This is a genomic window from Micromonospora sp. NBC_00860 (assembly GCF_045207375.1).
GTDB lineage: Bacteria > Actinomycetota > Actinomycetes > Mycobacteriales > Micromonosporaceae > Micromonospora > Micromonospora vinacea.
The window spans coordinates 2394496-2406583 of the sequence record NZ_CP108825.1; the positions used below are offsets into that span (position 1 = coordinate 2394496).

The 12088-nt window shown below is 72.1% G+C and carries 13 protein-coding genes; 5 read left to right on the top strand and 8 right to left on the bottom strand.

Annotated elements, in window-relative coordinates; genetic code table 11:
- Window position 1: 1 nt before the first annotated feature.
- The 7 genes from OH804_RS10810 to OH804_RS10840 all read right to left on the bottom strand — a co-directional run bounded on the left by OH804_RS10810 (window position 2) and on the right by OH804_RS10840 (window position 6575).
- Complete coding sequence (locus OH804_RS10810) at window positions 2-2155, bottom strand: FtsX-like permease family protein (RefSeq protein WP_196923219.1); 2154 nt, start codon at window positions 2153-2155, stop codon at window positions 2-4.
- On the bottom strand, window positions 2152-2832 hold the full coding sequence (locus OH804_RS10815; protein WP_196923218.1) for an ABC transporter ATP-binding protein: 681 nt from the start codon (window positions 2830-2832) through the stop codon (window positions 2152-2154). The genes OH804_RS10810 and OH804_RS10815 overlap by 4 nt, the downstream gene beginning before the upstream one ends.
- A complete protein-coding gene (locus OH804_RS10820; protein WP_099853936.1) occupies window positions 2829-3353 on the bottom strand; it encodes a PadR family transcriptional regulator in 525 nt (174 codons plus the stop codon). Before OH804_RS10820 ends, OH804_RS10815 begins: the two co-directional genes overlap by 4 nt.
- A 117-nt stretch (window positions 3354-3470) precedes the next feature.
- On the bottom strand, window positions 3471-3833 hold the full coding sequence (gene crcB, locus OH804_RS10825) for a fluoride efflux transporter CrcB (RefSeq protein ID WP_196923217.1): 363 nt from the start codon (window positions 3831-3833) through the stop codon (window positions 3471-3473).
- On the bottom strand, window positions 3830-4303 hold the full coding sequence (locus OH804_RS10830; RefSeq protein WP_406064769.1) for a fluoride efflux transporter FluC: 474 nt from the start codon (window positions 4301-4303) through the stop codon (window positions 3830-3832). The genes crcB and OH804_RS10830 overlap by 4 nt, the downstream gene beginning before the upstream one ends.
- A 149-nt stretch (window positions 4304-4452) precedes the next feature.
- Window positions 4453-5211, bottom strand: coding sequence for a class I SAM-dependent methyltransferase (locus OH804_RS10835; protein ID WP_406064771.1), 759 nt, complete (start codon window positions 5209-5211; stop codon window positions 4453-4455).
- Between the two features lie 143 nt (window positions 5212-5354).
- Window positions 5355-6575, bottom strand: a complete 1221-nt coding sequence (locus OH804_RS10840; RefSeq protein WP_406064773.1) for an MFS transporter — start codon at window positions 6573-6575, stop codon at window positions 5355-5357.
- Between the two features lie 135 nt (window positions 6576-6710).
- Between OH804_RS10840 and OH804_RS10845 the strand changes: the two genes are divergently transcribed.
- From OH804_RS10845 to OH804_RS10860, 4 genes are all read left to right on the top strand, one after another.
- A complete protein-coding gene (locus tag OH804_RS10845; protein WP_145788570.1) occupies window positions 6711-7160 on the top strand; it encodes a MarR family winged helix-turn-helix transcriptional regulator in 450 nt (149 codons plus the stop codon).
- A 78-nt stretch (window positions 7161-7238) separates the two neighbouring features.
- The gene (gene paaK / locus OH804_RS10850) at window positions 7239-8561 is read left to right on the top strand and encodes a phenylacetate--CoA ligase PaaK (RefSeq protein WP_406064775.1); all 1323 of its coding nucleotides are present in this window, start codon (window positions 7239-7241) and stop codon (window positions 8559-8561) included.
- Window positions 8562-8571: 10 nt separating this feature from the next.
- Entirely contained in the window at window positions 8572-9678 is a 1107-nt protein-coding gene (locus OH804_RS10855; RefSeq protein ID WP_406064777.1) for a nucleotide disphospho-sugar-binding domain-containing protein, read from the top strand.
- Between the two features lie 55 nt (window positions 9679-9733).
- A complete protein-coding gene (locus OH804_RS10860) occupies window positions 9734-10300 on the top strand; it encodes a dienelactone hydrolase family protein (protein ID WP_406064779.1) in 567 nt (188 codons plus the stop codon).
- Window positions 10301-10400: 100 nt separating this feature from the next.
- On the opposite strand, the gene OH804_RS10865 is transcribed toward OH804_RS10860, so the two are convergent.
- Complete coding sequence (locus tag OH804_RS10865) at window positions 10401-11330, bottom strand: NADP-dependent oxidoreductase (protein WP_406064781.1); 930 nt, start codon at window positions 11328-11330, stop codon at window positions 10401-10403.
- Window positions 11331-11380: 50 nt separating this feature from the next.
- Between OH804_RS10865 and OH804_RS10870 the strand changes: the two genes are divergently transcribed.
- The gene (locus OH804_RS10870) at window positions 11381-12028 is read left to right on the top strand and encodes a TetR/AcrR family transcriptional regulator (RefSeq protein ID WP_406064783.1); all 648 of its coding nucleotides are present in this window, start codon (window positions 11381-11383) and stop codon (window positions 12026-12028) included.
- Window positions 12029-12088 lie beyond the last annotated feature (60 nt).

A 12088-nucleotide genomic window follows, 5' to 3' on the forward strand; every position in this document is an offset into this window, starting at 1 on the left:
GCTACTCGCTGCGGGCGGTCTCCGGCCCGGTGATGCGTTCCAGCAACGGCAGGGTGGAGGCGATGACGCCCAGGCAGGCTGCCAACCCGACCACGACGATCACGTAGAAGCGTGGCTCCGGCGCGATCAGCGTGTAGCCCATCTGCGCCCGTAGGAACAGGTGGGCGGCGAGGAGGCCCATGCCGATGGCGACGGCGGCGACGGCGAGCATCGGCACGGCGCTCTCCAGCGCCACCACCCGACGCAGGACCCGCACCGGAGCGCCGCTGAGGCGCAGCAGGCTGAACGGGCGTCGGCGTTCGGTGAGACCGCCGATGACGCTGACCGCGAGGCTGCACCCGCCGAGCGCGAGGCTGGCGATGATGATGACGTTGGCCAGTTGTTCCCAGCCGCGCAGCGTGTTGGCGAAGTCCGACTCGAAGTCGCCGGGCACGTTCGGCCCGACCCAGAAGGTCGGGAAGGCGACTTCCAGCACGGTGCGGGTGCGCTCGATGGCGGCGGCGGAGCCGTCGGTGCCGACGACCATCGACACCACGGGTAGCCGCTGGAGTTCGTCGAGGGTGAGCGACGCGGCGGGCCAGACCGTCGCGGGCGATGCCGATTCCCGCCAACGGCTGAGGCCCATCGGCACCTCGATGACGCTCGCGCCGTCGGCGCACCGGCCGTACGCGCTCGGCAGGTCGGCGCACGCGATCATCCCGCCCTCGCCACCGTTCATCATGTCCGGGTCTTCCCGGATGGCGGTCGCGGAGCGCACCCCGGTGATCGCCCGCAGCTCGGCGAAGAGCGCGTCGGGCACCGACGGCACCTTCTCGTCGAAGACGGTGGTCACCGTGCCCGCATCGGTCGAACCGACCGGTGCCGGGCCGCGGTTGGCGACGATCGTGGTGATGACGCCGACGGACACGCTCGTGACGAAGAGCGCGAGCATGATGCCGCTGATCGCCCGGAAGCCGGCCTTCGGGTTGTCGGCGAGGCGTCGCGCGGCGATGAGGGTGGCCGGGCGGTTGGCGTACCGGGCCATCACCCGGGCACCGACCATCGTCAACCACGGGCCGGCGAAGACCAGACCGGCCATGATGAGCAGCAGACCGGGCAGGAACACCGCAGTCTGGCCGTCGGACGTTTCCGGTTTGAAGCCGATGGCGAAGACCAGCACGGCGACACCGAGCAGGGCCGGGATCAGCCGGTACGCGCGCGGCGCCCGGGGGGTGACCCGCCGGGTGACGCCCAGCGGCGAGATCCGTACCCGGCGCAGCGAGACCTGGGCGGCCACCGCCGCCCCGGCCGGTACGCCGAGCGCCACCAGCAGGACGTTCAGCACGCCCAGCGACATGTCGCCGGGGAAGAACGGCATGCCGGTGAACGGGATGCTCGCGAGCGGATCGCGGAAGGCGTAGAACAGCCCGAAGCCGACGGCAGTGCCGGCGACCGCCGCGGCGCTCGCCTCCACGGCGGCGACCATCGAGATCTGCCGGGGTGTCGCGCCGACCAGGCGCATCGCGGCGAAGCGTTGCTCGCGGCGGGCCGCGCTGAGCCGGGTGGCGGTGCCGATGAAGATCAGCACCGGGAACAGCAGCCCACCGGCGATGACGCCCAGGATGAGGTTCACAGTGGTCTCGGGGAGGGCGGGGGTGTCGCCGACGCTGGTGACCTGCTTCGCAGCGGGTAGCTTGGCGACCTGGTCGGGGGCGCCGCCGGCGATGACGAGCAGGGTGTCCGGCGAGGTCAGCGCGGCGGGTCCAACGGTACCGAGGTCGCGCCCCGGGTAGCGGTCGCCCAGTTGGTCGGAGGGGTGGGCGGCCAGCAGCTCCCGCAACGCGGGCGAGGCGTAGTACTCGCCGGGACCCGGGGTGGTCGGGATGCCGACCGGGGTGGGCGCACTCGGACCGGTCGCGGCGACGTCGATCCGGATGATCTGCTTGCCAAGAAAGTAGTCCTGCCGGGTGGACCACCACAGCGGGTCGGTTCCGCCGGCCGAGGCACTGGGATACATCGACGCGTACCGGGTGAGCTGGGCGTTTACCGCGTTGACCCCGGCGAGAGTGGTCAGCAGCAGCCCGCTGCCGACCGCGACGGCGGCGGCGATGGCGATCAGGCGGGTGAGCGCCTCACGGCCGCCGGCCACGGCGAGGCGGAGCCCGAAGCGGATCATGAGGCGATCCGGTCCGGCGCGTTGACGCGCCCGTCACGGACCATGACCTCGCGGTCGGCGTACGCCGCGATCCTGGGCTCGTGGGTCACCAGGATGACAGTGGTGCCCTGCTCGCGGGCGGCGCTGACCAGCAGGTCCATCACCTGCTCCCCGGTGAGCGAGTCGAGCGCGCCGGTCGGCTCGTCGGCGAAGAGCACCTGCGGCTCGGCGACCAGGCCGCGGGCCAGGGCGACGCGTTGCGCCTGCCCGCCGGAGAGCTCACCCGAGCGGCGCTGCTCCAGGCCGTCCAGGCCGAGGCGCGCGAACCAGGCTCGCGCCCTGGGGAGCGCCTGCTTGCGGTGTACGCCGCTGAGCAGCAGCGGCAGCGCGACGTTCTCCACAGCGGTCAGCTCGGGAACGAGCTGGCCGAACTGGAACACGAAGCCGAAGCGGTCCCGGCGCAGGCTGCTGCGCTGGGTCTCGGCCATGGCGTCGACCCGCGCCCCGTCGAAGAGGATCTCTCCGGAGTCGGGCACCAGGATGCCGGCCAGACAGTGCAACAGGGTGGACTTGCCGGAGCCGCTGGGGCCCATCACGGCGAGGATCTCGCCCGCCTCCACGGCGACGCTCGCGCCGCGCAGGGCGGGGGTCTGACCGAAGGAGAACTCCACGTCGCGCGCTTCGATCACGACACTCACGGCCGCACCTCTTTCCGCAGGGCGTCCAGTCGGGCACCGGTCATCTCGATCCATCGGAGGTCCGCCTCCAGGTGGTAGAGGCCGTGGTCGGCGAGCAGCGCGTCGACCAGACCGCCGGCGCGCTTGATCTCGGTCAGCTCACGCATCCGGTGCAGGTGCGCGCTGCGCTGGGTGTCGAGGTATTCGGCGGCCGGCCGGTCCAGCATCAGCGCGAGCACGACCTTGGCGAAGAGCACCGTCTGCAGGTGTGGTTCCGGGTCGACCGGTTGGGTCAGCCACTGCTCGACCTCGGTCGCGCCGACGTCGGTGATGATGTAGCGCTTGCGGTCGGGGCCGGAGCCGGGGGCGACGTCGCTGATCACCACCTTGCCGTCGCGGGCCAGTCGGCTGAGGGTGGAGTAGACCTGGCCGAACGGCAGTGGCTTGCCCCGGCCGAAGAAGGCGTCGTAGTCGCGCTTCAGGTCGTAACCGTGGCTGGGCTCCCGTTCGAGGAGGCCGAGAAGAGTCAGTGGCACGCTCATGCCAGCAGACTACACCGAGGGTATACCTCGCGTATATACCCTCGGTGTGTTGCCGACCGACGCCTGGTCCAGGCGTTGGTGTCGGGTGGAAACGGGTGGGGCGCGGCGGGCGCGCGGTCAGCCGGTCAGGGCGCGGGCCAGGGCGTAGCCGGCGGTGGCAGCGGCGAGCCCGGCGGTCACGCTGCCCAGCACGTTGGTCAGCGCGAGGAGCCGATGGCCGCCAGTGGTCAGCCGCAGCGTCTCGTAGCTGAAGGTGGAGTACGTGGTCAGCGCGCCGCAGAAACCGGTGCCGAGCAACGCGCTGACCGCCGGGCCGGCCGGCCACCCGACCACGATGCCGAGCAGCAGCGACCCGGCCACGTTGACGAGCAACGTGCCCCAGGGGAACGCCGAGCCGTGCCGGGACTGCACGGCCCGGTCGGTGAGGTAGCGCAGCGGCGCGCCGACGGCCGCACCCAGGGCGATGAGCAGGACGGTCACCGGGTCGCCTGCCGCAGCAGCCCGGTGGTTGCGGCGTCGCCCACCCCGACCGCGACGAGCGCCCCGAGCACCGTCGCGGCGAGATACGCCAGTGCGGTGCCCGGTGCGCCCACGACGATCGCCTGCTGGACGTCGACCGCGTAGGTGGAGAAGGTGGTGAAACCGCCGAGCACCCCGACCCCGAGGAACGGGCGAGTCAGCGGGGGTCCGCCGTCGAGGTGCCCGAGCACCGCCATCAGCACGCCGATCAGCAGGCAGCCGGACGTGTTGATGGTGAACGTCGCCCACGGGAAGCCGGTCGGTGGGTGCGGAACGGCGTGTTGCAGGCCGGCCCGGGCCAGCGCGCCGAGCACCCCACCGGCCGCGATCGCGGCGAGGATCGTCGCGGGACGCGCGGTCAGTTCGCGGCGGTCGGCGGGGACGCGCAGGTCGACGTCGGGGTCGGTACGCGGTTCGAACGGCTCTGACACGGGTCCTCCCTACCAGCACGGGCATCACTGGCAGGGACCGTTGGCGAGCGGTGTCGCGGTTCTCCCGGCGCGTGCGCGGGACGGCGGGCCCCACCGCCGGGAGTTGTTCAACTCCGACGCCAGCATAACGCCGCCACTGGATCGGCTGTTCAGCGCACCGCCGCGACGACGGCGTCCGGGCCGCCTCGCCAGACCGTGCCGACCTCGCTGAAGCCGGCCGCGGTGAGCGCGGCCAGGTGCCAGGAGACCGGCGGGTTCCACTCGGGGCTGTGCCCGGTCGGGTAGATGGCGTGCCGCTGGGCGACCAGCGGGGCGAGCGTCGGGTCGGCGCCGGCCCGCTCCCACCAGTCCGACCAGGACAGCGTCGAGCCGGCGGCGTACCGGGCGTTGCGCCGGTCCCGGGCGCGGTCCATCAGCCGCTTGGTCAGCTCCGGCAGGGTGTCGTCGGGCATGTGGTCGGCGTTGACGAAGACGCCGCCCGGTCGCAGCACGTCACGCAGTTCGGCGTAGAGCTGCCCGAGCCGGTCGGCCGGCAGCCAGTGCAGGGCGGTGGCGGTGAGGACGGCGTCGAACTCCTGGTGGGGGAGCGCGGAGCGCCACTCGGGGGTGCCGAGGTCGGCCGTGACGATGGTGGCCCGGTCGGCCAGCGAGGCGGCGGCGATGGCGAGCAGCGCCGGGTCGAGGTCGACCAGTGTCGGCTCCGCGGCGGGGAAGCGAGCGAGGGTCCGCAGCGAGATGCTGCCGGTGCCGCCGGCCAGGTCGAGCACCCGCGGCGGCCGGCCGTCGAGGACCGCGTCGACGGTGTCGAGCATGGCGGTGAACCGGTGTTCCCGGTCGGGGAGGTAGGCCTCCTGCTGACGGTCCCAGCTCTCCTGCCAGGCCCAGGGATCCATGATGTAAGGACTCATGGCGATCAGGCTAGTTACGGCACGCGGGCGTTGTCCAGACCTTGTTGCACATCTTTTGCAATTGCGAGACGATTGCAGGGCGATGATCAGAGCGACGCCGGGCCGGGTGAACCGCCCGGCCCGGCGTCCTCCTCCCGGCGGGGTCAGACCGTGCTGTCCACCAGGCTCGCGTCGGCCCGGGCCGGCTCGTCGCGCCGGGCCAGCCGCAGCGCCCCGAGGAGCACACCCAGCCCGATGAGGGTGAGTGCGGCCCCGGCCCAGATCGGCGAGGTGTAGCCGAGTCCGGCGGCGATGGTCACCCCGCCGATCCACGCGCCCAACGCGTTGCCGAGGTTGAACGCGGCGATGTTCGCCCCGGACGCCAGGGTCGGCGCCTGGTGGGCGTACCGCATGATCCGCATCTGCAGCGGCGGCACTGTGGCGAAGCCGAACCCACCCATCAGCACCAGCGCGACGATGGTCAACACCGGGCTCGTGGCGGTCAGCGCGAAGCCGACGAGCACCACTGTGAGCACCGCCAGGACGGTCACCAGCGTGCGCGACAGTGACCTGTCCGCGGCCCGACCGCCGAGCAGGTTGCCCGCGAAGAGCCCCACGCCGAAGAGGACGAGCAGCCACGGCACGGTGCTGCTGGCGAAGCCGCTCACCTCGGTCAGCGTGTAGGCGATGTAGGTGAACGCGCCGAACATCCCACCGAAGCCCAGGACGGTGATCACCAGGGAGAGCCAGACCTGCGGGTGGGTGAAGGCCCGCAACTCGCCGCGCAGCCCGCCGGCCGGGCGGTCGGCGTTGGCGGTCGCGCCGGCCGGGATCAGCAGGGCCAGCCCGATCAGGGCGACCACCCCGATGGCGGTGATCGCCCAGAACGTCGACCGCCAGCCGAAGTGCTGCCCGAGGAAGGTGCCGAACGGCACGCCGAGCACGTTGGCGATGGTCAGGCCGGCGAACATCATGGCGATGGCGCCCGCCCGGCGGGCCGGTGCGACCAGGCCGGCGGCGACCACGGCCCCGATGCCGAAGAACGCGCCGTGGCAGAGCGCGGCGACGATCCGGCCGGCCATCATCACGGCGTAGTCGCCGGCGACGGCGGAGAGCAGGTTGCCGATGATGAAGAGCACCATCAGGCCGAGCAGCACCGGTTTGCGCGGCAGTCGGGTGACAGCCGCGGTGAGGGCGACCCCGCCCACGGCCACGCTGAGCGCGTAGCCGGAGATCAACCAGCCGGCCACCGGCTCGGTGACCGCGAAGTCGGCGGCCACCTCGGGCAACAGCCCCATGATCACGAACTCGGTGAGCCCGATGCCGAAGGCGCCGATGGCCAGCGCGATCAGGCCGGGCGGCAGGGACTTTTGGCGTACGGACATGGTCTTCCCATCGGGAGGGGGCAGTTATGCGGCGCGTGCAACTACGCGCGCCGGCAACTAAATACTTGCACGCGCTTCATATCGGCGCAAGCGTGGTAATCTGGGGTCCGTTCAGATCACACCAAGGAGGCCGGCATGGGCATCGCCGACGACGCGGTCGAGATCCGCGCGCAGGGCTGGCGCACCCTCGCCGCCCTGCACGGGCTGATCGAGACGTCCCTGGAGCGGGCCCTGCAGGCCGGCCACGGGCTCTCCGTCGTCGAATACACGGTGCTCGACGCGCTCTCCCGCCAGGACGGCTGGCACATGCGGATGAGCCAGCTCGCCCGCGCCGCCGCGCTCTCCGGCAGCGCCACCACCCGGCTGGTCACCCGCCTCGAACAGCGGGGGCTGCTCACCCGCATCCTCTGCGCCGACGACCGGCGCGGCATCTACACCGAGCTCACCCCGGCCGGCTCCGAGCTGCTCGCCCAGACCCGCCCGACCCACGACCGGGTGCTCACCGACGCGCTCGCCCAGGCGGAGGCCACCCCCGAGCTGGCCCCGCTGGTCGACGCCCTGCACCGGCTGCCAGCCGCCCGCTGACCGCCCCGCCGGCCCCGGCGAGGGCGGGCGTACGGTACCCGCAGCCCCACCGGGACCGCCGCGCCAAGGAGGCAGCCGATGCAGGACCGCACCCCTCGTCCCGAGGAGCTGGAGCCGATCGAGCGGGCCGGCATCGACGAGCTGCGCGCCCTGCAACGCGAGAGACTGCGCTGGTCGTTGCGGCACGCGTACGACAACGTGCCGCACTACCGACGGGCGTTCGACGCGGTCGGGGTGCACCCCGACGACTGCCGGGACCTCGACGACCTGGCGCGCTTCCCGTTCACCGGGAAGGCGGAGCTGCGGGAGAACTACCCGTTCGGCATGTTCGCCGTACCCCGGGAGCGGGTCGCCCGCCTGCACGCCTCCTCCGGCACCACCGGCCGGCCGACGGTGGTCGGCTACACCCGCGACGACCTGCGCACCTGGGCGCGTCTGATGGCCCGCTCGATCCGCGCCTCCGGCGGCCGTCCCGGCGACCGGGTGCACGTCGCGTACGGCTATGGGCTCTTCACTGGTGGTCTGGGCGCGCACTACGGGGCCGAGGAGCTGGGCTGCACTGTCATCCCGGTCTCCGGGGGCATGACCGAGCGTCAGGTCATGCTGATCCGCGACTTCGAGCCCGAGGTCATCATGGTCACGCCCAGTTACCTGTTGGCCATCGTCGACGAGATGCGCCGCCAGGGCATCGACCCGCGCGCCACCTCACTGCGGGTCGGCATCTTCGGGGCTGAGCCGTGGACCGAGGACATGCGCCGCGAGATCGAGCAGCAGTTGGACATCCACGCCGTCGACATCTACGGGCTCTCCGAGGTGATGGGTCCTGGCGTGGCGACCGAGTGCGTCGAGACCAAGGACGGGCTGCACCTCTGGGAGGACCACTTCTATCCGGAGATCATCGACCCGGTCACCGGGGCGGTGCTGCCCGACGGCGAGCGGGGTGAGCTGGTGCTGACCTCCCTGACCAAGGAGGCGATGCCGGTCGTGCGCTACCGCACCCGGGATCTGACCCGGCTGCTGCCCGGCACCGCCCGGCCGATGCGCCGGATCGAGAAGATCACCGGCCGCACCGACGACATGATGATCCTGCGCGGGGTGAACATCTTCCCCACCCAGATCGAGGAGCTGATCCTGCGCACCCCGCAGCTGTCACCGCACTTCCAGTGCGTCCTCGGTCGGCGCGGTCGGCTGGACACCCTGACGGTGCGGGTGGAGCGACGGGCCGGCGTCGACGTGGACGCCGCCGAGCGGGCCGGCGCCACGCTGGTTCAGCTGGTGAAGAACACCATCGGCGTCAGCGTGGCGGTGGACGTCCTCGCCCCGGACACTGTGGAACGGTCGATGGGCAAGATGCGCCGCATCGTCGACCAGCGGCCCACCTTGATGCCGTCGTCGACATAGGATCGTGCCCATGCGCGTGCTGGTGGTCTCCGCTCCGCTCGTCGGGCACGTCTTCCCGCTGGTCCCGCTCGCTGTCGCGTTGCGTGACGCCGGCCACGACGTGCTGGTCGCCACCGGCGGTGGGGGACTGGCCGCCGCCGACGCCGGTCTGCCGGTGCACGACATCGCGCCGGGCTTCGACTTCGGCCGGATCGCGCGGAGGGTCTTAACCCGCCATCCGCTGATCGCACGGGCGGAAATGGCCGGCACCGCCGGCACCCGGGGCGCCGGCCTGCTGTTCGGCGCGCTCAACGACCAGCTCACCGACCCGGTGGTCGCGCTGGCGGATCGATGGCGACCGAATCTGGTGCTTCACGAGCCGTTCGCGGTCGCCGGTGCGGTGGCCGCCGCGCGGCGCGACGTGCCGGCCGTACGCCAGGAGAACGCCCTCTTCGACGGCCGGGACCTGGTCCGCGCCACCGTCGCCCGCCTCGGCGCCGCACTGCGCCGGCACGGCCTCACCGAGCTGCCGCCGCCGGCCGCCGCCCTCGCCGTGGCCCCGCCCAGCGTAGCCAAGCAGGGCGGTTGGCCGATGCGCTACACGTCCTACGTGGGCGGCGGTGAGCTGCCGGCGTGGCTGCGCGAGCCGGGTGAGCGTCCCCGGATCCTGGTCACCCGCAGCACCCTGACCGGCCCCGGCGACCGGGGGCCGATGCCCGCAGTGGTCGCCGCCGCCGCCGAGGTGGACGCGGAGATCGTGCTGGTCCGCCCCGACGAGCGGTCGGTCCGTTCGTTGCCCGGCAACGTGCGGGTGGTCGATTGGATCCCGCTCGACGAGGCGTTGCCGGCGAGCGCGGCGCTGGTGCACCACGGCGGGGCGGGCAGTGCCCTCGGTGCCCTCGCCGCCGGCCTGCCCCAACTGGCCACCACGGGGCCGGGGGACCGGCGGCACAACGCCGAGCTGGTGGCCCGCCGGGGCGCCGGCCTGGCGCTGCGTCCCCGGGACATCACCGCGCGGGCGCTGACCCAGCTGATCACCGACGAGCGCCTCCGTACCGCTGCCGGGCAGGTCAGCCGCGAGATCGCCGGGATGCCGGCACCGACCGAGCTGGTCGGGCGGCTGGAGGCACTGGTCTGACGCCGACCCCGCGTGGCCACCCTGGATGCGTTGTCGGCTGCGGCAGGATGACCGGATGCCACACGTCGTGCTGTTCCACTCCGTGTACGGGCTGCGGCCCGCCGTGCGCGCCGCCGCCGACCGGTTGCGCGCCGCCGGGCACCAGGTCAGCACGCCCGACCTGTACGGCGTCCCGGCCACCGACACCGTCGAGGAGGGCTTCGCGCTCCTCGACAAGATCGGCCAGGAGGTGGTGCTGGACCGGGCCCGCGACGCGCTGCGTGACCTGCCACCGGAGACGGTGCTCGCCGGCTTCTCGATGGGCGCCGGTGTGGCCGGGGCGCTGCTGGCAGAACGCCCCGACGCCGCCGGTCTGCTCCTGCTGCACGGCACCGGTGGCGCCCCGGACGCGGTCCGATCCGGGTTGCCGGTGCAGCTGCACCTCGCCGACCCCGACCCGTACGACGCGCCGGACGAGGTCGACGAGTGGCAGCAGGCGCTGACCGACGCCGGTGCCGACCTGACGGTCTTCCGCTATCCCGGTGTGGGTCACCTGTTCAGCGACCCGGAACTGGCCGAGTACTCCCCGGACGCCACCGCGGCGGCCTGGCCACGCGTGCTGGCCTTCCTGGCCGCCCGCTGAGCACCCGTCCCACGGACCGCGCCTGCGTGGCGCTCGCCCACCACGCCGGATGGTCGGCCGCGCGTGCTCGGGTCAGGTGGACAGATGTTGGGTGGGGCACCTACGGCTTCAGCACGATCTTGCCTCGCGCATGGCGGGACTCACTCAACTCGTGGGCGGCGGCCGCCTCTTCCATGGAGAACACGGCCGCGACCGGCACTGTGAAACGACTCCGCTCGGCGAGTTCGCTGGCGGCGGCGATTCCTTCGAGAGCCGGTGTGTCCGCGCCGGGGCCAGAGCCGCGCGACAGGTGCACGCCGTAGGCCGCGGCGTTGATGTCGGCGATGCTCACCACCCTGTCCGGGCTCGCGACCAGGCCGACCAGGTCTGGCATGGAGCCAGAGCCGGCACAGTCGAGTACGACATCCACCCCGCCGGGCACCAGTGTGTGGACACGCTCGGCCAGCCTGGGGCCGTAGGTGGTCGGGATCGCCCCGAGCGAGGCGACGAACTCATGGTTGCGGTCGCTGGCCGTGCCGATGACGGCCGCCCCGCGAGCGACAGCGAGCTGGATCGCGGTCGTACCGACCCCGCCGGCCGCGCCCTCGATCAACAGCGTGGTGCCGTCCTTGACGCCCAACCGGTCGAGCACCCGGGTGGCCGTCTCGATGTTGCCCGCCGCGCCCCCGGCCTGCTCCCAGGTCAGGGTGGCCGGCTTCCGTGCCCACGCGGCCAGGACGGCGTACTCGGCGTTCGCTCCGCCCATCTGGGCGTAGTCCGTGATCCCGAAAACCTCATCGCCTACCCGAGCCGTGGTCACCCCGTCACCGATCTCATCCACCACGCCGGCAGCGTCGACACCGGGCACGTGCGGCAGGCGGAGCGGAATCCACTCCTGGAATCGACCGGCGCGAACGTACGTGTCGGCCGGATTGACACCCGACGCCCGAACCGCCACCCGTATCTGGCCGGGTCCGGCGTGGGGTTCCGGTGCCTCCGATACCTCAAGGACACTCGCGGGACCGTACTTCGAAAATTGCAAAGCCCTCATGCATCCGGACGCTAACGCACGCCTCTGTCCGCCTCGCTAAAGTGAGAGTGGTGACCGATCGTTTGCCTCACGCTCTTCGCTCCGACGCCCTGGACAACCGCGAGCGCATCCTCGAGGCCGCCCGCGCTGTCTTCGCCGTTGACGGCCTGGACGTGCCGATGCGGGAGGTTGCCCGGCGCGCCGGGGTTGCACCCGCCACCCTGTACCGCCGGTTCCCGACCAAGGAGATGCTGGTCACCGAGGCATTCGCAGAACAGATGTACGCGTGTCGCGGCGTTGTCGACGAGGGCCTTGCCGATCCGGATCCGTGGCACGGTTTCTGTCTCGTGATCGAGAAAATGTGTGAACTGCACGCACGCGACCGAGGCTTTACCGCAGCTCTCATGTCGACCTTTCCCCATGCAGTTGATTTCGAGGCGCGCCGTGAATACGCGCTCAGAGCGATCGACGAACTGGCCCGCCGCGCCAAGGAAGCGGGTCGACTTCGCCCCGACTTCGTCCTGGACGACGTCATCCTCGTGCTCATGGCCAACAGCGGTATCCGCGTGACCTCGCCGACTGCTCAGGTCAGCGCCTCACGGCGCTTCGCCGCGCTCGCCATCGCGGCCTTCCAAGCCTCCCCGGATGTCTCGCCGCTCCCGCCCGTGGCGCGGTTGGCGCCCCCGGCGTCGGTAGCCAGAGGCAGCCAGGTGGGCTAGTACTCCCGGCGACCCAGCCGCGTCGGGCGAGCCGCCGACTCAGCTGGGTCGGGCGAGCCG

Coding starts and splice junctions, on each gene's coding strand:
- OH804_RS10810 (WP_196923219.1), bottom strand. CDS start 2,155: ATGATCCGCTTCGGGCTCCGCCTCGCCGTGGCCGGCGGCCGTGAGGCG.
- OH804_RS10820 (WP_099853936.1), bottom strand. CDS start 3,353: ATGAGCGTGCCACTGACTCTTCTCGGCCTCCTCGAACGGGAGCCCAGC.
- OH804_RS10835 (WP_406064771.1), bottom strand. CDS start 5,211: ATGAGTCCTTACATCATGGATCCCTGGGCCTGGCAGGAGAGCTGGGAC.
- OH804_RS10840 (WP_406064773.1), bottom strand. CDS start 6,575: ATGTCCGTACGCCAAAAGTCCCTGCCGCCCGGCCTGATCGCGCTGGCC.
- OH804_RS10845 (WP_145788570.1), top strand. CDS start 6,711: ATGGGCATCGCCGACGACGCGGTCGAGATCCGCGCGCAGGGCTGGCGC.
- paaK (WP_406064775.1), top strand. CDS start 7,239: ATGCAGGACCGCACCCCTCGTCCCGAGGAGCTGGAGCCGATCGAGCGG.
- OH804_RS10855 (WP_406064777.1), top strand. CDS start 8,572: ATGCGCGTGCTGGTGGTCTCCGCTCCGCTCGTCGGGCACGTCTTCCCG.
- OH804_RS10860 (WP_406064779.1), top strand. CDS start 9,734: ATGCCACACGTCGTGCTGTTCCACTCCGTGTACGGGCTGCGGCCCGCC.
- OH804_RS10865 (WP_406064781.1), bottom strand. CDS start 11,330: ATGAGGGCTTTGCAATTTTCGAAGTACGGTCCCGCGAGTGTCCTTGAG.